This window comes from Marinomonas sp. CT5, assembly GCF_018336975.1.
Taxonomy (GTDB): Bacteria; Pseudomonadota; Gammaproteobacteria; order Pseudomonadales; family Marinomonadaceae; genus Marinomonas.
The window spans coordinates 3,037,602-3,058,579 of record NZ_CP025572.1 but is presented as its reverse complement, the minus strand read 5'-3'; the positions used below and the strand labels follow the sequence as shown (position 1 = coordinate 3,058,579).

General features: G+C 42.0%; 19 protein-coding genes. 7 read left to right on the top strand and 12 right to left on the bottom strand.

Annotated features, from left to right (window positions below; all coding sequences use genetic code 11):
- Position 1 precedes the first annotated feature (1 nt).
- Both C0J08_RS14435 and C0J08_RS14430 read left to right on the top strand, forming a co-directional pair.
- Entirely contained in the window at positions 2 to 1,273 is a 1,272-nt protein-coding gene (locus C0J08_RS14435; protein WP_012070886.1) for a Zn-dependent hydrolase, read from the top strand.
- Positions 1,266 to 2,672: an amidase gene (locus tag C0J08_RS14430; RefSeq protein ID WP_212652636.1), complete on the top strand. Its 1,407-nt coding sequence runs from the start codon at positions 1,266 to 1,268 to the stop codon at positions 2,670 to 2,672. Before C0J08_RS14435 ends, C0J08_RS14430 begins: the two co-directional genes overlap by 8 nt.
- A gap of 228 nt (positions 2,673 to 2,900) precedes the next feature.
- On the opposite strand, the gene C0J08_RS14425 is transcribed toward C0J08_RS14430, so the two are convergent.
- The 3 genes from C0J08_RS14425 to C0J08_RS14415 all read right to left on the bottom strand — a co-directional run bounded on the left by C0J08_RS14425 (position 2,901) and on the right by C0J08_RS14415 (position 5,939).
- Positions 2,901 to 3,791 (bottom strand): nucleotidyl transferase AbiEii/AbiGii toxin family protein, encoded by an 891-nt coding sequence (locus C0J08_RS14425; RefSeq protein WP_212652635.1) that lies wholly within the window; start codon positions 3,789 to 3,791, stop codon positions 2,901 to 2,903.
- Between the two features lies 1 nt (position 3,792).
- Complete coding sequence (abiEi, locus tag C0J08_RS14420; protein ID WP_012070883.1) at positions 3,793 to 4,317, bottom strand: type IV toxin-antitoxin system AbiEi family antitoxin; 525 nt, start codon at positions 4,315 to 4,317, stop codon at positions 3,793 to 3,795.
- 719 nt (positions 4,318 to 5,036) lie between these two features.
- Entirely contained in the window at positions 5,037 to 5,939 is a 903-nt protein-coding gene (locus C0J08_RS14415) for a LysR family transcriptional regulator (protein WP_212652634.1), read from the bottom strand.
- Positions 5,940 to 6,137: 198 nt separating this feature from the next.
- Between C0J08_RS14415 and ribA the strand changes: the two genes are divergently transcribed.
- The 4 genes from ribA to C0J08_RS14395 all read left to right on the top strand — a co-directional run bounded on the left by ribA (position 6,138) and on the right by C0J08_RS14395 (position 9,530).
- Positions 6,138 to 6,749, top strand: a complete 612-nt coding sequence (gene ribA, locus C0J08_RS14410; protein WP_212652633.1) for a GTP cyclohydrolase II — start codon at positions 6,138 to 6,140, stop codon at positions 6,747 to 6,749.
- A 26-nt stretch (positions 6,750 to 6,775) separates the two neighbouring features.
- Positions 6,776 to 8,113: a CDP-diacylglycerol--serine O-phosphatidyltransferase gene (gene pssA / locus C0J08_RS14405; protein ID WP_212652632.1), complete on the top strand. Its 1,338-nt coding sequence runs from the start codon at positions 6,776 to 6,778 to the stop codon at positions 8,111 to 8,113.
- Positions 8,114 to 8,476: 363 nt separating this feature from the next.
- Positions 8,477 to 9,100 carry a hypothetical protein gene (locus C0J08_RS14400; protein ID WP_212652631.1) on the top strand — a complete coding sequence of 208 codons (624 nt, stop codon included), beginning with the start codon at positions 8,477 to 8,479 and terminating at the stop codon, positions 9,098 to 9,100.
- Positions 9,101 to 9,395: 295 nt separating this feature from the next.
- Entirely contained in the window at positions 9,396 to 9,530 is a 135-nt protein-coding gene (locus C0J08_RS14395; RefSeq protein ID WP_212652630.1) for a zinc ribbon-containing protein, read from the top strand.
- A gap of 196 nt (positions 9,531 to 9,726) precedes the next feature.
- On the opposite strand, the gene C0J08_RS14390 is transcribed toward C0J08_RS14395, so the two are convergent.
- The 7 genes from C0J08_RS14390 to C0J08_RS14360 form a co-directional block, all read right to left on the bottom strand.
- Positions 9,727 to 10,980 carry a type II toxin-antitoxin system HipA family toxin gene (locus C0J08_RS14390; protein WP_249344314.1) on the bottom strand — a complete coding sequence of 418 codons (1,254 nt, stop codon included), beginning with the start codon at positions 10,978 to 10,980 and terminating at the stop codon, positions 9,727 to 9,729.
- Positions 10,964 to 11,350, bottom strand: coding sequence for a helix-turn-helix domain-containing protein (locus tag C0J08_RS14385; protein ID WP_212652628.1), 387 nt, complete (start codon positions 11,348 to 11,350; stop codon positions 10,964 to 10,966). Before C0J08_RS14385 ends, C0J08_RS14390 begins: the two co-directional genes overlap by 17 nt.
- 147 nt (positions 11,351 to 11,497) lie before the next feature.
- The gene (locus tag C0J08_RS14380) at positions 11,498 to 12,934 is read right to left on the bottom strand and encodes an amidase (RefSeq protein ID WP_249344312.1); all 1,437 of its coding nucleotides are present in this window, start codon (positions 12,932 to 12,934) and stop codon (positions 11,498 to 11,500) included.
- A gap of 72 nt (positions 12,935 to 13,006) precedes the next feature.
- The gene (locus C0J08_RS14375; protein WP_212652626.1) at positions 13,007 to 14,251 is read right to left on the bottom strand and encodes an MFS transporter; all 1,245 of its coding nucleotides are present in this window, start codon (positions 14,249 to 14,251) and stop codon (positions 13,007 to 13,009) included.
- A gap of 13 nt (positions 14,252 to 14,264) precedes the next feature.
- Entirely contained in the window at positions 14,265 to 15,206 is a 942-nt protein-coding gene (locus tag C0J08_RS14370) for a SphA family protein (protein WP_212652625.1), read from the bottom strand.
- Positions 15,207 to 15,289: 83 nt separating this feature from the next.
- The gene (locus C0J08_RS14365) at positions 15,290 to 16,258 is read right to left on the bottom strand and encodes a helix-turn-helix domain-containing protein (protein WP_212652624.1); all 969 of its coding nucleotides are present in this window, start codon (positions 16,256 to 16,258) and stop codon (positions 15,290 to 15,292) included.
- Positions 16,259 to 16,505: 247 nt separating this feature from the next.
- Positions 16,506 to 17,948 carry an NAD-dependent succinate-semialdehyde dehydrogenase gene (locus tag C0J08_RS14360; protein WP_212652623.1) on the bottom strand — a complete coding sequence of 481 codons (1,443 nt, stop codon included), beginning with the start codon at positions 17,946 to 17,948 and terminating at the stop codon, positions 16,506 to 16,508.
- Between the two features lie 219 nt (positions 17,949 to 18,167).
- Here C0J08_RS14360 and C0J08_RS14355 point away from each other — a divergent pair, with 219 nt between their 5' ends.
- Positions 18,168 to 19,175 carry an MsnO8 family LLM class oxidoreductase gene (locus C0J08_RS14355; RefSeq protein ID WP_212652622.1) on the top strand — a complete coding sequence of 336 codons (1,008 nt, stop codon included), beginning with the start codon at positions 18,168 to 18,170 and terminating at the stop codon, positions 19,173 to 19,175.
- An 80-nt stretch (positions 19,176 to 19,255) separates the two neighbouring features.
- Here the strand turns inward: C0J08_RS14355 and hpaR are convergent, their stop codons facing one another.
- Together hpaR and C0J08_RS14345 are read right to left on the bottom strand one after the other, a co-directional pair.
- A complete protein-coding gene (gene hpaR / locus C0J08_RS14350; RefSeq protein ID WP_212652621.1) occupies positions 19,256 to 19,678 on the bottom strand; it encodes a homoprotocatechuate degradation operon regulator HpaR in 423 nt (140 codons plus the stop codon).
- A gap of 78 nt (positions 19,679 to 19,756) precedes the next feature.
- Complete coding sequence (locus C0J08_RS14345) at positions 19,757 to 20,911, bottom strand: MFS transporter (protein ID WP_212652620.1); 1,155 nt, start codon at positions 20,909 to 20,911, stop codon at positions 19,757 to 19,759.
- Positions 20,912 to 20,978 lie beyond the last annotated feature (67 nt).

Genomic DNA, 20,978 nt, shown 5'->3' with positions numbered 1-20,978 from the left:
AATGAATGAAGCAAAATTATTTTCCAGCATGGATCCGGTCAAAGTCAATGCTGATCGACTTTGGGAATCTTTAATGATTCATGGGCAAATCGGTCATACAAACAAAGGTGGATTAAACCGGTTAGCTCTCACCGAATTAGATAAGCAAGGTCGTGACCTTTTTAAAAGATGGTGTGAAGAGGCAGGTTGCAAAGTATCGATTGATGAAATAGGAAACATTTTTGCACGTAGAGAAGGTTTAGATAATGATTTGCCACCAGTAATGACAGGATCTCATATAGACACTCAGCCTACTGGTGGCAAATTTGATGGATGCTTTGGAGTAATGGCTGGGCTAGAGGCCATTAGGACACTGAATGATTTCAATATAAAAACATTAGCGCCTATTGAGGTTGTCGCTTGGACAAATGAAGAGGGCTGTCGTTTTCCCCCATGTATGATGGGCTCCGGAGTGTTTACTGGCAAATTTTCTTTAGATACTGCACTTAAAACAAAAGATGAGAAAGGAATAACGGTACAGGAGGCTTTAAAGTCTATCAAATATGACGGTAGTAAAAGTCACATTGGTCATGCCGTATCGGCCTATTATGAAGCTCATATTGAACAAGGCCCAATTCTAGAAGATGAAGATAAGCAAATAGGTGTTGTAATTGGTGCGCTTGGTCAAAAATGGTTTGATATTGATATTGTTGGTGTAGAAGCTCATGCAGGGCCAACTCCGATGCACCTTAGAAAAGATGCATCACTTGCTGGAGCAGAGTTAATTCTTTTCTTAAATAATCTAGCATTACAAAATGCCCCTCATGGACGTGGAACAGTTGGTTGCTTTGACGTGTTTCCTAGTTCTCGGAATGTTATACCCGGTCGAGTTAAGATGACGGCCGATATTAGACATCTTCAAGCTGAAGTACTAGATAAAATGGTTAAAGAGCTGCATGAAAAAGTCGATTATTTAAGTCATAAATACACTGTACAAATAACAATTAATCCTACTGCTGATTTTCCTCCAATAGGGTTTGATTCTAATTGTATAAAAAATGTCAGAGATGCAGCATACAAGCTAGGTTATCCAACTATGGATATTGTTAGTGGAGCTGGTCATGATGCGATTTTCATGGCTGATGTTGCAGCTGCAGGAATGATTTTTATACCCTGTGAAGGTGGAATAAGTCACAATGAATTAGAAAGAGCAAATGTTGAGGATCTTGGTGCAGGTGCATCTGTATTACTGAATGTTTTATTATCATCTGCTGGAGTAATAAAACATGATTAAGTCAAAAAATACTAATATTGCGGATATGAGTGCCGTAGAGCTTACACAATTATTTGAAACAAAAGAGCTGTCTCCTGTTGAAGCTGTTAAAGCCTCATTTGAACGCATTAACAAATGTAATCCTTTAGTTAATGCATATTGTTATTTAGCAGAGGAAGAGGCAATACAATCAGCAAAGGATTCAGAGGCCAGATGGTTTAAAGGAATGCCTCTTAGTCGAATTGATGGTGTTCCAAGTTCTATTAAAGATCTCACCTCTGTTGCTGGGTGGCCGAATAGAAATGGTTCACTTACTTCATCTACAAGTGTGATGAGTTTTGATGCACCATTTTCTTTGAAAATGAAACAAGCTGGCGCTGTTATATTGGGGAAAACGACGACACCAGAATTCGGTTGGAAAGGGGTGACAGACAGTCGCTTAACTGGAATAACTAGAAACCCTTGGAAAACATCACAAACCTCTGGTGGATCATCCGGTGGTGCTGCAGCTGCTTCTGCATTAAATATGGGGGTTCTTCATCAAGCAAGTGATGCTGGTGGTTCTATTAGAATTCCAGCTTCGTTCTGTGGTGTATTTGGATTAAAGCCTACATTTGGTTATATACCACAGTGGCCAGCTAGTTCCATGACGACACTGTCCCATCTTGGCCCTATTACTAGAACGGTTCAAGATAGTCTCCTAATGATGGATATTGTCGCTACACCAGATACAAGAGATTGGTATGCAACCCGTACTTTTAATGGGATTTGGAGTAACCATACTTGTTCTCCTTTGGCAGGAGTGAAAATAGCTTATAGCCCAACATTAGGTTATGTGGATGTTGATCCTAATGTCCTTAAACTTGTAGATATTGCAGTTAAAAAGCTAGAAGAAATGGGGGCGCAAATTGATTTAGTAGATCCCGGTTTTGAAGACCCCGTCGATATTTTTTCGACACTTTGGTTCTCAGGAGCCGCAAAGGTTGTTTCAGGCTTTAGTCAACAACAATGTGATCTTCTTGATTCTGGTTTTCTAGCCATTGGAGAAAAAGGAAAAGCCATTGATATCGTTGATTATATGGTTGCAACAGATAGGAGAGCTGATTTAGGCCGAATAATGCAAGAGTTCCATGCGAGGTACGATGTATTAATTACTCCTACACTTCCTCGCACCGCTTTTGAGGCCGGAAAAAATACAGAGACGGAACAGCAAAAGGATTGGATGGAATGGACCCCATTTTCTTATCCTTTTAATCTCACTCAACAGCCAGCTTTATCTGTACCATGCGGACACGTAGATGGACTTCCTGTCGGCCTTCAAGTTATAGCGGATAGAGGCAATGATTTATTGGCAATGAATATTGCTAAACATATTGAAACTCTTTTACCTGCCCAGTTTTTAGATTTTCCTAAATCGTAGAGAAAACTAGGGTACATGCGATTAATTGTATTAGTCTCGACTTGATCTGACAATTCTACTTGAAAGGTAGATATTTACCCGTTTTGATAAAGGTGTCGAATCTTTAATCAAAACTAAACGAGAGGTAATTTCAAAATGAGGTAACTGTCAGGTCAGGTCTGAGCTAGTACACTGGATGAACGGCTTAACATCACTTGTCAGCATTAATATGTCTTATTTAATTATCGTTTAAAAGCCCATATCAAATTTCTTTGTCTGTAAATCAGGTTTGAGTATCGGGTCTGTCATGCTTTTAATTTCAAGTTGCACGTATTGCCAATATTCTGGATTATCAATTGTTCGCTGTTTAATTTGGCTTGGAATGAAACGGCTCATTTCATTGTTAAAGTCAGCTTTTACCTCTTCTTTGTTCAGTAATTTTTCGACCTGAAGGGTAAGCGACTCTATGAAGTGAGCTTTTGTTTTTTCTCTTGCCGCAAGTTTTTTGTAGATCAGCTCTATGGATACGTCAATACCTCTTTGCTTGATCCAAAGAATATCCCAAACATCACGAGGTTTAATACGTCTGGAACGGTATGCTAGAGCAATGAATTTATCTGCCAAGGTTTCTTCTAACGACTGTACTGGGATCAAAAGCCCTTCTGTTGGAACGACGACATTGTAATGATTGATCAATGGTCTTCTCTCAATGTCGAAAGAAGGGATCGCACAAATGTCTATATGCATTTTTTGACGTGGTAGGTCAGGGCGGTTAGCTTCTTTTTCGATACTAATTTTCCAAGAAGATGTGTCTCCTTGTTTATCTTTGTTTGGCTTATTTACCCAGACTTCTGTTTCATATTTTTTTTGTATGTACTTTTGAATCTCGACTTCCAAACCATCAAAATCATCAGGTTTAAAGTCATGCCCTCCATTAAAATCTAAATCCTCAGATAATCGAGAGCTGTTGTGGCATAAGCGAAGTGATGTGCCGCCAATAAAAGTTAGTGATTGCATAACCCCCTGTTTTACCATGACCGCCATAATATCATGGTGCAATATTTCTTTTTCTATAACAGGTGTTATCCCTGCATACTCAGCATTGGTGTTAACAATTTGCTTTATGACTTCTTTGAGCATGTTATGCCTCCAGCATGTGCAGATTTCGATTACAGTTTTTTAAATCAATAAGAGCTTGGATTGTTTTGGCCCGATACATTTTTATATCTGAATCGAAATAAATATTAGGAGCGATTGCCTCGATCGTTTTTTTTGTATGTGTAAACTCAATGACGCCATAAGGTGTAGAAAAAATGCCACTTCTGCCTTTTGTCATCACAGTGAGTCTGTCCATAACAATTTGCGAAATATCGCCTGTATAGCTAAGTTGGCTCTCTAGGCTGATATAGTTAAGTACGTCTCCTCTGAGCTTATTTACAACCTTGTAAATTGCCGTGGATCCATCTGGAGGAGTAATGGTACTTTCAAAAATACCCGCTGCAACTCTTCGTAACACACCTTTTCGTACGCAATCTGTAAGAAACTTTGTAAAAGCAGGTGTATGTTTTTCGCCTAGCATAAATGCTATCTCTGTAGCCGTATGAACACCTCCACCAGCTTTAGTAGCATGAGATAGTGCGGACAGTAATTTTTCTTTTTTTCTCATAATGGTCTACGAATTATTACTTTATTGGTGTTAAATTGTAGACCTGATGAGCTAAGTAGACAAGATTTAGGTCTACAAAACATTACGTTAAAGGTGTTTTTTTGTAGACCTCTTATGATGAAATAAGCTTTGAATGGTATAAAGCTCTATTTTACTTCGAATCAAAGTAACAAAAATGTCCAAAAGTATGCTTTGATTCAAAGCAATTGAAACCATGCAATTATAGGGATTTTTGCTTTTAAGGTATGGGCTAATTTGAGATGCTTTGATTCAAAGGTAGAGGTCATGGGCCAAGATGGGATCAAAATGGGCCAAAATCCCCTGATATAGAGTTTTATTGTCCTATATTGCTTTGATTCAAAGGAAGTGTGTTTACTAAGGTATTGAATACGTTATATAAAGTAATTCATTGCCATGTAAGGGAATATTCAGAGTAACCTTGACATGGTAGAGGTCAGCAGTTCGAATCTGCTTAGTCCTACCACTCTTTTTTACAGTAAAATTATACTTACTACTTTTCTTAATTAGTGAGTGTAAGTTAAGAAAGCCGAACCCAGTGTTCGGCTTTTTTGTTTCTGCAAACTATAAAGTTTCCTCTGTCTTCTCAAGATGCCTAAAAATTATGTCCTGTCTCTTAGGAAATGTTCAGAATCCTTTTGTTTTTACTTTAGCCGCTAATCACTTAACGGGTCGGAAAATCTTTAATGATGGTTTAGTTTTTATTTTTGTGCGATGTGATCAACAATCAAATCAAATACTCTTCTAACCCTTAAACTGGTGTGCAGTTCTCTGTGGCAAACCAGCCAAAGCGGTATTTGAATTACTGGACCGAATGATGGAAATGCTCGTTTGAGTTCAGGAATAGAGTCGCCATAGTCTTCTGAAAATACCCCAACCCCTAGATGCTGTTTGACCAATTCAATTTGAATGAGTTGATTGTCAGTGAAAATAGAAAAGCTTTTTTTGTTAACCGGATAACCTTTTTCAATTAAAAATTTCTGAAATGGCTCGGCATGGTCTGTACGGCTAAAGCTAATAAACTCTATCCCTTCAAGGTCCGAAGGTTTTTGTGGTTCTTTAAACCGGTCTAGATAGGTTTGTGTGGCATAAAGGTAGACATTTTCGTCTTTTAACTTTCGTGCAATAAAATCCGCTTGTGTTGGACGGAAGTTACGGATGGCAATATCTGCCTCACGACTTTTTAAGTCACTTACGTTATTGGTGACAATAAGGTCTATTTCGATGCCAGGTTCTTGTTTTCTTAATTGACTCAGTATTTTGGGTAAATACACCATAGCATCAAGTTCACCCACACTAATGCTAACGGAACCGTCTATTTGCTGAGATTGCCCTGATGCACTGATGGATAAGTCACTTGCTGCTTTTCCCATTGAACGGACATGGTCAACCAGTTCTAATCCTGTTTTTGTCAGTTCAAGACCATGTGGGACACGTTCGAATAGTGTCACACCTAATTCGGCTTCTAATGCTGCAACCTGTCTCCCTAGAGTCGGTTGAGTCATTCCCAAAGATCTTGCTGCGGCTGAGAATGAGCCTTCTTCGGCCGTTACTAAAAAAGCCCGAGCATTGTTCCAATCAAAGAAATTCTTTTTCCATGCCATACAATTTTGCATACCTTATAGACATTTATAGGGGGTGCCCTATTTATATATACATGGGTATAGTCTGCTTCAGAATCGACATTGGTTCAAGCTAACATCTTGAATGCCGCCTTATTTGAAGAGGGTTCCATAGCATTCGCGATATTTGGCATTAAGAGAATGACTAAATCAATCTGCATCTCTAGTGAGTAGGTCTCAATGGATACTATAACAGTGAAACGCCGTGTCATGATGCCAATAAGAGCAGGCGACGTTATGGCTGAGTTTATTTCCTTTCAGGGCGATCGCTCTGGTAAAGAACACATAGGCATTAGTTTTGAAGGTAAGACGCCTTCATTCGCAAGTCATGTTCCGTTGGTTCGTTTGCATTCGGAATGTTTAACCGGAGATGTATTTGGCTCTGGGCGCTGTGACTGTGGCGAGCAACTTGATGAGGCCATTGATCTGATTAATCAAGAAGGTGGATACATTCTCTATTTACGACAAGAAGGTCGAGGGATTGGCTTGTATGCCAAATTGGAAGCTTATGCATTACAAGATAAAGGCTTCGATACTTATCAAGCCAATGACATGCTCAACTTACCGGAAGATGGTCGCGATTTTCGTATTGCCGCGCAGATGCTAAAGGCTTTAGGTGTGTCAAAAATAAGGCTGCTAACGAACAATCCCGATAAAGCACGGCAACTAATCATGTATGGAATAGACATCACTGAGCAAGTTCCCACCAAGGTGCATGTTAATCAATATAACCATCATTATTTAAAAACCAAAGCAGATCGTAAATGCCATACGATGACATTTGATGACTAATAAGAAGGCTATAAACGAGGTTCATTATGTTAATTCGGCCGTTTTCGCATACATTACCTTCTTTCACCATTGAGCCAGAGCAATTTAATGTTTTGTCATCAGCAGGACATTTTCGTGACTATTTATTAGACGCCATTCACCAGGCAAAGACTCGAATCTATTTAACCGCGCTTTATTTGGAAGACGATGAAGGTGGGAGAAAAGTATTAACGGCTATATATGAGGCTAAACAACGCAATCCTTCGCTAGACGTTGCGATTTGTGTGGATTGGCATCGTGCTCAGCGTGGTCGCATTGGCGCTCCCAAGAGCAAAGGTAATGTGGTGATGTATCAGGCTTATACCAAAAAATACCTACATTCAATCTCCGTTTTTGGAGTACCTGTTCGTCAGCGAGAGATGTTTGGTGTTCTACATCTTAAGGGATTTATTATAGACGATACGGTGATTTACACGGGGGCGAGCTTAAATAATGTACACCTTGATTATCAAGGACGTTATCGATTAGACCGTTACCATACCATTGAAAGCAAGCCACTGGCCGATAGCATGGCGGGATTTGTTTATGAGAAAATTATTTGTCAGCCTGCCGTTCATGATCTTTCCAAACCGGGTTTTCCAAAGAGCAGACGCTTAAAATCGGACATTCGTCGTTTCCGGAAATCCCTAAGTCAGTCTACATATCCGGTTGAACCGCAACCCTTAAATGCAAATCAGGTGGCTGTAATACCTTTAATCGGAGTAGGCAAGCGCGGTAATGTGTTAAATGAACAAATTATGCTTTTGTTGGCTAAGGCCACAGAGGAGATTATTCTTTGCACACCTTATTTTAACCTTCCAATAGTGGTAGTGAAGGCGATTAAAAAAGCCATAAAACGTGGGGTAAAAGTACATATTATTGTTGGCGATAAGCAAGCCAATGATTTTTATATAGACCCTGAAACTCCTCTAAGAATCACTGGTGGGTTGCCCTATTTGTATGAAATGAATTTACAGCAATTTGCTAAAAACCATGAAGAAAGCATTGCTTCAGGTTTCTTGTCTATTCATCTATGGAAGCATGACAATAATAACTATCACTTAAAAGGCCTTTGGGTGGATCGACAGTTTATGTTGTTGACAGGAAACAATGTTAACCCAAGAGCTTGGTCGCTTGATTTAGAAAATGCTTTATTGATTGAAGACCCTGAAAAATTTTTAGAGGCCAAATTTGCCGATGAGTTTGAGCGTATTTTTCAACATACTAAGCGAGTAGTAACCTATCGCCAATTTGACACTCTGCCTCATTATCCGATGAGAATACAAGGACTCATAAAAAAAATCACTCGAATACGAGCTGATAAATTTCTAAAACGAATTATGTAAATTTACACGGTTAATTTGTTTGCTTGTGCCTAACAATCGCTAAGGTCGATACTGTCAGCTGAACTGAGTCTATGGGTATTTATAATAAATATCGACCTCACTTAAGTCTTAATATGAAGACATCAGAAGGAGCATATAAAAAAGAAGAAGCACATGAAAAAGCCAGTATGGAATCCATACTGGCTTAACAAAAATCGTCAACGTATTTTAGGGCGGGACATGACTTTGGCCCATTTGTGCCCCATCCAACTTAACATTGGTGAAATTAGTTCTCTTAACTTTATTTTTCTGGAGATGTGCCTAGTAAAAAACTGTAGTAGTCTTTACAGTCTGTAAACAGTTGTTTTTATTAGGGATGTATTTGTGGCGGAAAAAGTACTTTTTTCATGGATTGGTGATACAGATTTAAGGGCTGCTATCTCTGATATGCCATTAGATGCACCTATATCGTCTACGCTGGCAAGCTTTTCCTTTGATCGAGTTATTCTTCTTTGCTCATACCCAAAAGCTAGGAGCACTCCCTATATCGAGTGGCTGAAACGCCAAACGGTTGATGCAATAGAGAGTTATCAAGAAACATTAGTTCCTCCTGTGGATTTCGAATCCATATTTCATGCTGCTGATAAGCACCTTAGTACTTTTAAAAAAGCAAATGCTGATATCTCTATTTTATTGAGTCCTGGTACGCCAGCCATGCAAGCTATTTGGATTTTGCTTGGGAAGACGAAGTACTCTGCTCGCTTTTATCAATCCAGCAAAGAGCAAGGTGCACAAGAGGTAAAAATACCTTTTGATATTTCTGCTGAATACACACCGCCGGCCACTAAATTAACCTCTACACAACTCACAGAACTTACTAATGATGGTGTCAGTTCCAGTGCGGTGTTTGAAAACATTATTACCCAAAATCCAGTTATTGCGGCAATGTCAGTCATATCCTTGGTTGTTTTCTTGTCAGCCAAGGATATACAAACATCCGCTATGTAGCAGACGAAAGAACAGTAAGTAATCAGTATCAAACACATGCTTGGCTTGAATGGGACGGTTGGATTATCGACATCACCGCCGATCAGTTTAGCGATGGTCCAAGTGCAGTGTTTATAGAGCGAGACAGCGACTTTCATCGCTCATTTGTAAGAGACTACGAGTGCGAGCCAGCGATATCGAGCTGTATCGCAGCGCAGAACCAGAAGTTTTTAAGTACTATAAAAGTTTGATATCTCGATGCACCCAACATCGAGTACTGTATCGCTCAAGGGGATAGATCTTCAAGGAGAGAGTTATGTCTACTACAAGTGAAAAACCAGGTAAGGGTACATACACTTGCACCAACTGTTCAGAAACGGTCACTTTGGACGACACTAGCGATAGGTTACCACCGTGCCCGAAATGCCATAAAACAGACTACAAACCATAAGGAGGTGGTTCAGTACGTTGTCACTGAGGTTCAAAAACGGCCGGATACGCCGTTTTTTTTCCTGAGTTCTCACATAGAGTGGCTTGAAGAGAGTATTTTACGATTGAAAGGGCCTTACCGGACTTCTATAAAGGAACATTAGATATTCGTTTCGTCCTATATTTTGGGTAAATCGACCAGACTTCGCTATACATTATTAAACTCGAAAATCCTCATGAAGTCTTTGCCAATGTTCTCTTAGCTGTTGTTTGTGATCTTCATTCATTGGTAGGTCTTTTAGCGCGTTCGGCCAAAGGCTTCTGGCTTTTTCCATCACATCGTCCAGATGCGGTTTAATCGCTCGCCATGGAATATCTGATTTAGTTGCCCAATGTTCAAAGTGTTTATATGAGACATCGTACCAAGCCTTCGTCTTTGCAAGGTTAAGAGCAAATTGCTGTTCGTCTTCAATATAAACACTGGTGGTGACTATGTCGTAAGCAGGTGAGAGTCTGGGGGTGACTTGATCTGCATACAGTAAACTCCAGTTTTTCAAATGGGCGTCACCGTTTGCTAATAGGATGTTGGCGAGTAAACGACGGGCAAGTTGTTGGGCGTCATTTAGACCATCACCAGAAAACTGATATAGGATTTTTGCTATTTGTTCGTAGTTGCCTGAACTGTATTTTTCATGTGGGTACTTCACAAGAACTTGAGCAAAGTCTTCCATGTGAATACGTTGGTCGTCATGTCGGTCAAATCGCTTTATGGCGAAGGCAAATTTTTCATCAGGAAGATTGATTTGTGGAAGGTTGTCTAATTGGTCTATCTCGACCAATTTTATTTCAGGAATATCTACACCAATGAGGGAAGCGAGAGTCATGGCTGTGAACTCGTTGGCGGGCACTTCTTTGTGTTTGGTGGACGGTGTTTTCACAATCCAATCGCCAAGCACATTGTCTTTCGATAGATTGTATCGACCGTCTTTTTCCTTCATGGAAAACTTCATCTGAACGCCTGCCAAGGAGAACTTATTTTTTTGGCTGAGTATGTCGAATTTAACCGCTTTTACTTGGCCATGAGATGAGAATAAATGTAGAGGAACATCTTCTGGCTCCATCGGTTCAGCGACTAATGCACCCGGTAAATCCATACCCAGATAAGACAAAATATGGAACTCATTATCAACATGGGTTTTGAGTCCTTGAGCGATCAGTTCTCGCAAAGAACCTTCAGGCAATAGATTAGACAAAATAGGGTGCAGGCGTTGGTTTGTAGCCCATGGCTCAGATAGAATTTTATTGGCACGTGGAAAATTTGGATGGGTGGTTAAGCTAAAAGTAGGGCGAGCTGTACTAGATTGGAAGCTTTCAGCAAAATGTAAAACATTACGTCCATTCTTTGCCCCTGCCAAATACCCCACTAGATGGCCATGTAACGTCAACTTAAGAACACTAATTTCCGTTGTCATTTTCGTCTCCATCTTCTAGTAATCCTTTCCATGGATCATCCGATAGTTTTTTTTGTTCTTCAGAATGATCAGGCTGTTTGTGCGGTAAAGATGTGTTGTTACCATCACTTTCAAGAACCGCTAAAACAGCATTCAGCTTTTCTTTTGGAATCAGCATGACGTCGCTATTTAGGCCCTTAGCAATCAGTTCAAGAGTATCAAGTCTTGGGTTGCCCTTTGCTTCAAGCCGCTGGTATTGCTGCCTAGAAATGCCAATACGCATTAGCATGTCATTCTGCTTGAGGTTCAGTGCTAAACGGCGATGTTTGATTTGCTGTAGTAGGTTTATCATAAGGAAACTAATACGTTGCTTTCGAATAGATAGAAACATATTAGTTGCTATTTTTATTTAAGGCAACTAAAGAGTTTCTTTTTTCGTCTGCACGTTAGAAACCTTTCTATGTATTTTCAATCGCCCTTAAAAAATCCCCTGAGCAAGTTGTTCAGGGGACGAAAAGGGGGATCTTTGGGGGGGGGGTTATGAGCAAGCGTTTACTTTTGGTCTGTTGTTGAACCAAGGTTGTGCTAGTTCGAGTTGGGCGGCAAGTGAGAAAAGGGTTTCTTCGTCACCAAAGCGGCCAGAAAAATGTGCGCCAATGGGTAAACCTTGTTCTGTCCAGTACAGCGGCACTGACATGGCCGGTTGCCCTGTCGCATTGAATAGGCAGGTGTAGGGTGAGTAACTGTGGTAATGCTGAATAAGGTCATCGGCAGATTTGTTTTCATCGATCACATCCAAGGTACCAATCAAGACGGGTGGTTTGGCCAGTGTTGGCGTCAGAATCACATCATATTCCGTCATCAGATTAGCAAAGCGGCGACCTAGTGCATGCATGGATTCAATGGCTCTTACATATTGAACCGCACCAATGTTGCCTTTTTCTCGGAGCATAATGCGGGTATGAACCTGCAATTCATCTAGAGAAACGTCTTTACCGCGCATTTGTCCTAAGAGTTCAACATAGTTTCTGGTGTTGGTGCCAATGATGTCGAAGCACTGGTCAAAGAACTGGTATAAATCGACAGGTAATTCGGCTTGAGTTACCTCGTGTCCTAAGCTTTCACACAATTTTGCGGCATGTCTTACTGCGGCTAAAGATTCTGGTGAACTAGGCCAAGGATCCATACTTTCTACCAGTGCGATACGCAGTGGGCGTACTGGTGTTTTGGTTGCATCAAGAAATGACATGGATTGACTCGGTGAGGCGTAGGGTGCCCCAAGATCCATTCCCGCAGTGAGATCCATTAGAGCGGCGCTGTCACGTACAGAAAGAGAAATGGCATGAGCGGTGCCGAAGCCGCCCCAACCTTCACCCGTTAATGGGCCACTTGGCATACGGCCACGAGTTGGCTTCATACCAAATAGACCGCAACATGACGCCGGAACTCGAATGGAACCGCCTCCATCATTGGCATGAGCAAAGGGCACAACGCGAGCAGCGACCAATGCAGCAGAGCCACCGCTAGAACCACCACTACTATGTTTGGTGTTCCATGGATTACGGGTTGGTCCAAAGCGAGTGGATTCTGTGGTGTAGGATGCGCCAAATTCAGGTGATGTACTGGTGCCGATAAAGGTGCAGCCTGTTTTACGTAAACGGCTGACAAGATTATCGTCCATTCCTGGGCGGGCTTCGCCCAGTGCGTTTGAACCATTGGTCATGCGGGCTTCTGCTACAGGAGCAAATAAGTCTTTTACAAAGGTTGGGACCCCAGAAAATAAACCTTCATGTGGTGTTGCCTTGCGTGCAGAGTCGTAGAGTTTTTCCGCAATCGCATTGATTTCCGGATTCACTTTTTCAGCGCGTTCTATGCAGCACTCTAGTAATTCCTCGCTTTTGATCTCGCCTTTTTTAACGAATTCACCAAGGCTTATTCCATCGTGTGAGTCGACTAAGTTGTGTATGTCTTTCATAAAAAATATCCACTTTAAAATGGGCAACATTGCGTTGCCCGGTTAAGGTTTTATCTAGGATAAAGAATGTTTCTAGGATAAAGAATGTTTTGATTCTGGGCTGGTGTCTTTATTATTAAGAAAAAGACTGGATATCACCCATAGAGCAGCAACCACCAAGCCTGCCAGTGCGAGTTTATAAATAGTGTTATGAAGGTCTGAGCCAGTTGCTAAAATGATGCTCACGATAATGGGGCTGACAAACTGACCAAGATATAAGCTGGATGTAAAAATCCCCAAACCACGTCCACGTACTTTTGCTGGAAGGATATTCATTGTTGCCGCCATGATATTTGGCACCATCAGACCAGCGCCAATGCCTTGAATCGTTACAGCAATCAGTACTTGTTGGTAAGTCGCTGCATTAGACAGTAACCATAACCCAGTACCAACCAAAGCAAACAGTACTGCGTTACAGAGGTTAAGACCGAATAAACGACGTAATACCGGCCAAAGAATGGAACCTATTAAAGTGGCTAATAAGCTTAGCCCTGCCGACATGCCAATTTCTGTGGTGGAGGTCACTCCCATTTGAACCAGTAAGGTTGGTGTTTGGATAGGAACCACAAAGTTTAGCACCATGCCAAACAAGATCATTAGGTAACTGATGATAAGCGGAAACATAGCCGTTTTTTCTGCTGAGGCTGGCGCTTGCTCAACGACTTCCGCTTCAGATGATTTTGACTCTTTACTTGGTTCCCATAGTACTTTGATCATGAAAGGAATCAGCAATAAAGGCAGTAAATACAAGTAGAACGGAATCCGCCAAGAAGACTCACCGAGCATTCCACCAATGACAAAGAAGATAGAGCCAATCAGTCCAATGGCGACGACCTGAAAGTTGATAAACTTCATCCTTTGATCGCCATGCCAATAGTCTGCGATTAATGTCGTACAGCACGTCATTATGGCGGCTTCAGCACAACCGAAAAGAAGACGCGAGATAACGATACTATGCAAATCGCCCAATAGAGCAGGAACAAAGCCAAACAGGGCATATAAAAAAGTCGCAATAATCAGTAATTTCTTACGTCCTGCTTTATCGGCCAGCAAGCCTGCTAATGGGGCAAAAAGCGCGATGGCCAAAGCGGGGCCTGCTATTGCTAGCGGCACGAGTGTGGCGGCATCGGGTGTGGTTGGCCCAAATTCTGCGCCAATTTTAGGAATCATCGGAGCCACCATGACGGACCCCATGATAGTTAGGCTACTTCCAAGTACTAATACAATACCTTCCTTATTACCTGATGCTTGTCTAGAGAGTGCATTATTATTCGACATAGGAAATGACCTTTTAGAATGATTGAGAAATACGTAAAGCTAGGTTGTAACCTTGCGCTCGGTTGGACGTTCTAAACTCTTTATAGGCATGGAATGAAACGATAGGTAATCCCGGTTTAAAGTAGGTTAATGCTGGTCCTGCGGCTAAGGTTTCCGCACGATTGCCATCGGAGATAGGTTGGCCTGAATAGCCGGAGTAAGTTTTGTCATCGGTTAGCTGACGGTAGTAATAACCCCCTAAGCCTAGGGTCCACTCATTGACGTGTTGCCCAATGGCGAATTCATGACGGTATTCGATACCGTTTTTATAATCTGTGTCTGAGTTTTTGGTATTAATGTCTAATTCAAAGCTGGAAGAAACTTCAAAACCTGTATTGGAAATATAGCTAACATTATAAATTGGAGAGAAAGCCCAATGGTTCAGGCCTGGGGACACTAGGCGGTTTTTGTCGTAGTCTCCAGTAGGTGCTTGAATTTGAAATTGGGCATTCATGGCCAAGTTTGGAGACAAGGTCCACTGTAGTATCAAGGGCGTGATCTGCAAATCGGCTTGTTTTGTAACGGATGCTTTTCGATCGATAGAGGCGACAGGTATTTTTAGTGAAGCGTCCATATTAAAGAATGGCAGAACCGTACTGAAGCCATATTTAGCCCCGAGCACTTCGTGGTTAGTCATTTTCACATAAGCTAAACCAAGGCTTAACACGTCGAGTGAAAAGTCGGTACCGTTATCATTACCGGATGCATTTCGGTTCGAGTCAGAGCTGTAGTAGGCCGTACGTAAACCAAAGGCACCAATATCTGTTGCTGGTGGCATGAAGCCTGCGCCAAAGTCATATACGCCCATTGCGGTTGTTGGTGCGCCGTTTTCGGTTGCTAGTGCCCAGTGAGGGAAAGCCAATAAGGTGGCACTTCCCATGGCTGTTAATAGTAGTTTGCTTTTAAGCGTTTTCATTTTTTGTTCCCTATATGTAATTATTGTGTCTTTTCACATTACATAGGGGGCAAAAAAGGTGTTATCCGAAATTGGCAAACATGCTATTGCTTTCGTTTAATTGTGTCCGAAGGGAGCTCACCGAAGAGTTGTTTATAGTCGTTTGCAAAGCGACTGAGGTGTAAGAATCCCCATTTTGCCGCTATGTTCTGCACTTGTTTAGTGCCATCTTGCATTAATAACTCACGATGAGCGGAATTTAAACGAATGGTTCTTAGGTAGGTGACAGGGTTGATGCCTAATGTTTCTTGAAAACAATATTGAAGCTTTCTACGACTTGCCCCCACTGCATTACACAAGTCAACGATAGAAGGCGCGTCGTTAATGTTGGCTAAGACATAGTCCCTTGCTTTATCAACGATACGCTTGCGCGCTAATGAGGTTAAATATTGGACTTCTTCTTCATTGATGAGCTCAAGCAAGTTTTGCAATAAGGTATCTCGAATGCCTTTTCGAATCGCCTCATGCTCTAACAAGGGCTGAAGATTATTTGGAGTCATCACCGTTTTTAATAAGGTGAGTAGCTCATCCTGATTACCTATTTTATCGAGTTGATAACAATGGGCGGTATCTGAAATATCGAGAATGGTATTTTGTCGATCAAGGGCGTTTTGTAAAAGGTCTTGTGAGGCGTTAATGCAGATGACGTCTAGGTTTGCTGGGGTTTTAATTTCAGGTAAGTTTCGCCAGTTAGACACCAATAAGTTTGACGGAGTGAAGATATGACCTTCGCAATAGAGGTTTTCAGCAGCCGGAACCAAAGGCAAAGTAAATAGGATGGAATCCGGTATTGATTCACCATTTTTGATAATAGCCTGGTTAGATTTATCTCTAATTAACTGCATGCCAGTTAAGTTGAGTTCTGTAATGCTTCCTGCAAATTGCCCTGCGGATATTTGGTCATATCGAACCTTCCATCCCGACATGTTTCCGGCATGTTCTTCAATATCCATACTTTCTTTAAAGGAAAGAGGGGATTGAGGCTGAATTTCAAAAGCACTATTTTGGAGCATATTATCACCCTGAATAATTTTTATTTGAACTTCTTAATTGGTTAATGCAAGGCACGTACCTTTAAAAAGCGGGTTAAAGTATTTTTGCTAAAAACGGATACTCAATTTCTAAAATGTGTTGGAACGGCTGTATGCCTTTTTTTAATTAGTCTTTTACTGTGTTTATGATATGGCGAGTGGCTAGATGATATCTCGCCACTCGCCAGTATTTTGACTAGAAATTCCTGAAGTCTAGGCCTTTTAAACGCTAAGCAATAGAGCTACAGATGTATTTCATTTCTAGATAATCTTCGATGCCGTACTTAGAACCTTCACGACCAAGACCTGATTGCTTAACACCACCGAAAGGCGCGACTTCATTGGAGATTAAGCCTGTGTTATGACCAACCATGCCGTACTCAAGTCCTTCAGATACACGAATCATGCGAGCATGGTCACGGGTAAAGAAGTAAGCGGCTAAGCCAAAGATGGTGTCGTTGGCCATCGCAATGGCTTCTTCTTCTGTATCAAATGGGAAAAGCGGAGCAAGGGGGCCAAAGGTCTCTTCTTGAGCAACATTCATATCCGCTGTTACACCTGTTAATACAGCGGGCTCAATAAATAAACCACCTAAACGCTTGCCACCATGAACCAAAGTCGCGCCTTTGCTGACAGCGTCCTTGATGTGTTCTTCCACTTTCAGAATGGCTTTTTCTTCAATCATTGGGCCAATTTCTGTGCCTTCTTCTGTGCCGTTACCCACTTTTAGGGCTTTGACTTTTTCCGTTAGTTTGGCGGCAAAGGCATCGTAAATACCTCGTTGAACCAAAATTCGGTTTGCGCACACACAGGTTTGACCGGCATTACGGTATTTAGAGGCCATGGCGCCTTCAACCGCTTTATCCAAGTCAGCATCGTCAAAAACGATGAAGGGCGCGTTGCCGCCTAATTCAAGGGACACTTTTTTGATGGTGTCGGCACATTGCGCCATCAGCAAACGGCCAACTTCGGTAGAACCGGTAAAAGACAGTTTGCTAACCACATGGCTATCAGTGAGTACCTTACCAATTTTGCTTGCAGAGCCAGTAACGACTTGGAATACGCCCGCTGGGATACCAGCACGTTGTGCCAATTCTGCCAAGGCTAATGCGGTCAGAGGGGTTAAATCGGCAGGACGAACAATCATCGAACAACCAGCAGCCAACGCAGGAGCCGCTTTGCGTGTGATCATGGCCGCCGGGAAGTTCCACGGTGTAATGGCGGCGGTCACGCCAATAGGTTGACGAATAACCGTTAGTCGTTGATCTGCTCGTGGTGCGGGAATTGTGTCGCCGTAAATGCGTTTGGCTTCTTCTGCGAACCATTCAATAAAAGAGGCGGCATAAGCAATTTCACCTTTGGCTTCCGCCAACGGTTTGCCTTGTTCAGTGGTCATCAGCAACGCTAAGTCATCGGTGTTTTCAATGATTAAGGTAAACCAGCGGCGCAAAATAGCCGAACGTTCTTTGGCAGGTAAAGCGGCCCATTTCTTTTGGGCGATTTTAGAGGCTTCGATTACCGCAGGGATTTCTTCAGGAGAAAGGTGAGGAATCTCGACAATGGTCTCCCCCGTCGCTGGATTGGTAACAGGGTGGGTGGTTTTGGCTTTTGCTTCAACCCACTCACCATTGATTAAACAACAAGACTTAAGAAGAGACATATCCTTTAACATGAGTATCACCTATATATTGGGTAATTAAATAAAGTGAGACCTTTGTACGACTATTGTGCACACCAATACAATTGTTCCGTCTTGGCCTAGCTTGCTATACCGTCAAACGATCTCAAAGTAAGTTATTCTTGTACTAATCAATACTATTATCAAACCTTCATCGATCAAAGTAAATAGGTTAACATGTTAACTAATTTTATTTGATAAAGAGAATGCCAAATGAACTTAAAATTATCGGTTGTTGATCAAACGCCAGTACATGGCTCCCATAATAAAAAAGCGGCTCCTTCATTAACGGTGGAGTTAGCAAAGTATTGTGATGAATGGAATTACCATCGTTATTGGGTTGCGGAACATCACGATAGCGTGCATTTTGCTAATCCTTGTCCTGAGATCTTAGTGGCTCATTTGGCCAGTATTACCAAGCGCATCAAAGTCGGCAGTGGCGGCGTGATGTTATCTAACTATAGTCCATTGAAAGTGGCAGAGTGTTTTGCCATGTTGGCCTCACTTTTCCCCGGACGAATTGATCTTGGGGTTGGGCGTGCACCTGGTGGTTCGGCGATGACATCCGCCGCTTTGGCCTTTCCCAATAAAGCGTCGAATGGACAGTTTTATGCAGAGCAAGCGGCATTGCTAGAAAGTTTTATTCATGGTTCTTTTGACGAAGACCATCCTTTTGGCGCGATACATGTGATGCCTGAAGTCGGTGATGTGCCGGATTTATGGATGCTTGGGTCCAGTGGTGGCAGTGCAGAGTTAGCGGGACAGCTGGGCTATCATTTGGCGTTGGCTCGATTTATTGATGCTGAAAATTGCCATCCGCGAATTTTTGAAGCACATCAAAAAGCGTGGCAACAGGCTGGGCATGAACGTCCATTACAAAGGATGTTGGCGATTGCTTGTATTTGTGCAGAAACAGAAGAGGAAGCCAAACTCCGAGCAGGAACGGCAGTGTATCGTAAATTTGCCACTCAAATAGGTCAGCGGGAAGATTTTTTAACGCCAGCTCAAGTTCGGGATAGATATCACGAAATGCCTGTCTCTCATCAAGCTTTGTTTGATCGAATTGAAGCCAGCTATACCATTGGCACACCAGAACAATGTTGGGCAGAAATGAATGACCTGGCGAGGGTGTTCAAGGTTGATGAAATCTCTTTAGTAACGGTGACCCATAGCCAAGCCGATCGTCTAGACAGTTACCGTTTGTTGGCAAACAACTTATAATCTCTAGTTCTCACCATGGCCTATAAATAAAAACAGGCTGAGAAAACAGCCTGTTTTTATGACGTTTTAATAACGGCTTTTTAGCTTTCCAAAGCAATAATATCGCTCAACAGTCGACTAAGTTCTTTTAGTTTGTCTTCCCCTAGCTTTTCGATGATGCGTTGGTAAGCGGCATCTACTTCTGGACGGAATTCTTTAACGACTTTCATCGCCATAGGGGTTAAAGAAAGCAAAGAGATACGCTGATCCGTTGGTGATTTTTTGCGAATGATAAAACCATCTTCTTCAAAGCGCGTAATAATCCGCGTCAAACTTGGGCTAAGAATGCAGCATAGATGAGCCAGTTGTTTGGCTTCTAGTTCTTCATGATCATTTAAAACCCGTAAGACTCGCCATTGTTGTTCGGTAAAACCTGCCTTTTGTAGCACAGGTCTAAAAAACGTCATAGATGATTCACGTGCTCTTAACAGTTGCAGTGTGAGGGAGTCTTCTAATCTTTTCATGTAATCTCGATAATTCCTAAAATATGATTTTGATAATATCAAATACGTTTCATAAATAAATGCCAGCGCACCGGTGTGTTATTGCATTGTTCGTATGTTTCTATGGGCCAAGGCCGCTAAAAGAGTACAGCCCAAGATGGCAAAGCCAATGGTATGAGGATGCAGGTCGATCAATAAGGGCACAATCTGAGAAAAAATGGCCCCAAAACTTAATTGGAGAAAACCGAGTAATCCTGAGGCCATGCCTGATAATTTATCGGCCGTTGCTATGGCGGCGCTTTGATAGCTTGCTTGGCTGATACCGCGTCCCAGCGTAATGACAGACATGGGTAAAAAGAGAGAGGCAAAACTCATCGGCATGCTAAGTTGCAGTATCAATAAAACCGTGGCGCCAAGAACGCATAAACGGTTTCCAAGTTGGATGGATTTATCTAACGCCAATCGCTTATTGAATAATGTGCTTAGATATCCTCCCAGCATAAAGGCGCCAGATACCAAGATGAACCAATAACCATAGGCGAGCCGGTTGTCGCTTAGATCTTTGGTAAGATAGGGAGAGGCACTAATAAACAGATAAAAACACAGGGCAATCAGTGTATTTGCCATGGCGTAATGCCTAAAAGAAGGCAGACGAATGAGGCTCATATAATGACTAAGCAGCATTTTTAATGGCAGCTTAGCTGGTTTTTGCGCCGCTGGTTGAATCAGTTTAAGGCTAAAATACAGTAAAATAGCCCCTTGAAAGGCGGAAAGAGCAAAGATAGCTTGCCAACCTATATGGGTATTCAATGAACCACCCATTAAGGGAGCAATGCCTTGTGATAAGGCGATGGCCATGACCAGATAGCCCATTTTCTGTGACGCGCGTTTTCCCCCATAACTGGCAACCAGCAATGCTCTGGACATTGAAAGGGTAAAGGCGCCACCAATACCTTGCAGTACTCGACCCAGCAGCATAAAAAATAACTGCTCTGTTGCCAGCGCGATTAACCCACCAATCACAAAGAAAGAGATACCTAATAGAATGGTAGAGCGGTTTCCAAGTCTGGCAATGACGGCTCCTACAGAAAACTGGCCTAAGGCAAGCGCGGCCAAATAAAGAGAATAGTTTAATTGTACTGTTGATGAGTCAATGCCGAGTTGCTGCGCTATATCAGGCAAAGCCGGCAAAATGGCATTTAGGGCGATAGGACTACACATCGCCATCAAAATGAAATAAGGGAAGGGGATCATTGGTACAACTAATAACTTAACTTGTTAATTAAGAAGTTATTATACATACATAAAAAAATCCCACGAG

Bases quoted from the DNA above. Each gene is read 5' to 3' on its own strand.
- C0J08_RS14355 (WP_212652622.1), top strand. From the start codon at position 18,168: ATGAACTTAAAATTATCGGTTGTTGATCAAACGCCAGTACATGGCTCC.
- ribA (WP_212652633.1), top strand. From the start codon at position 6,138: ATGGATACTATAACAGTGAAACGCCGTGTCATGATGCCAATAAGAGCA.
- C0J08_RS14435 (WP_012070886.1), top strand. From the start codon at position 2: ATGAATGAAGCAAAATTATTTTCCAGCATGGATCCGGTCAAAGTCAAT.
- C0J08_RS14430 (WP_212652636.1), top strand. From the start codon at position 1,266: ATGATTAAGTCAAAAAATACTAATATTGCGGATATGAGTGCCGTAGAG.
- C0J08_RS14360 (WP_212652623.1), bottom strand. From the start codon at position 17,948: ATGTTAAAGGATATGTCTCTTCTTAAGTCTTGTTGTTTAATCAATGGT.
- pssA (WP_212652632.1), top strand. From the start codon at position 6,776: ATGTTAATTCGGCCGTTTTCGCATACATTACCTTCTTTCACCATTGAG.
- C0J08_RS14380 (WP_249344312.1), bottom strand. From the start codon at position 12,934: ATGAAAGACATACACAACTTAGTCGACTCACACGATGGAATAAGCCTT.
- C0J08_RS14345 (WP_212652620.1), bottom strand. From the start codon at position 20,911: ATGATCCCCTTCCCTTATTTCATTTTGATGGCGATGTGTAGTCCTATC.
- C0J08_RS14370 (WP_212652625.1), bottom strand. From the start codon at position 15,206: ATGAAAACGCTTAAAAGCAAACTACTATTAACAGCCATGGGAAGTGCC.
- C0J08_RS14390 (WP_249344314.1), bottom strand. From the start codon at position 10,980: ATGACAACGGAAATTAGTGTTCTTAAGTTGACGTTACATGGCCATCTA.
- C0J08_RS14415 (WP_212652634.1), bottom strand. From the start codon at position 5,939: ATGGCATGGAAAAAGAATTTCTTTGATTGGAACAATGCTCGGGCTTTT.
- hpaR (WP_212652621.1), bottom strand. From the start codon at position 19,678: ATGAAAAGATTAGAAGACTCCCTCACACTGCAACTGTTAAGAGCACGT.
- C0J08_RS14395 (WP_212652630.1), top strand. From the start codon at position 9,396: ATGTCTACTACAAGTGAAAAACCAGGTAAGGGTACATACACTTGCACC.
- C0J08_RS14365 (WP_212652624.1), bottom strand. From the start codon at position 16,258: ATGCTCCAAAATAGTGCTTTTGAAATTCAGCCTCAATCCCCTCTTTCC.
- C0J08_RS14375 (WP_212652626.1), bottom strand. From the start codon at position 14,251: ATGTCGAATAATAATGCACTCTCTAGACAAGCATCAGGTAATAAGGAA.
- abiEi (WP_012070883.1), bottom strand. From the start codon at position 4,317: ATGAGAAAAAAAGAAAAATTACTGTCCGCACTATCTCATGCTACTAAA.
- C0J08_RS14425 (WP_212652635.1), bottom strand. From the start codon at position 3,791: ATGCTCAAAGAAGTCATAAAGCAAATTGTTAACACCAATGCTGAGTAT.
- C0J08_RS14385 (WP_212652628.1), bottom strand. From the start codon at position 11,350: ATGTTTCTATCTATTCGAAAGCAACGTATTAGTTTCCTTATGATAAAC.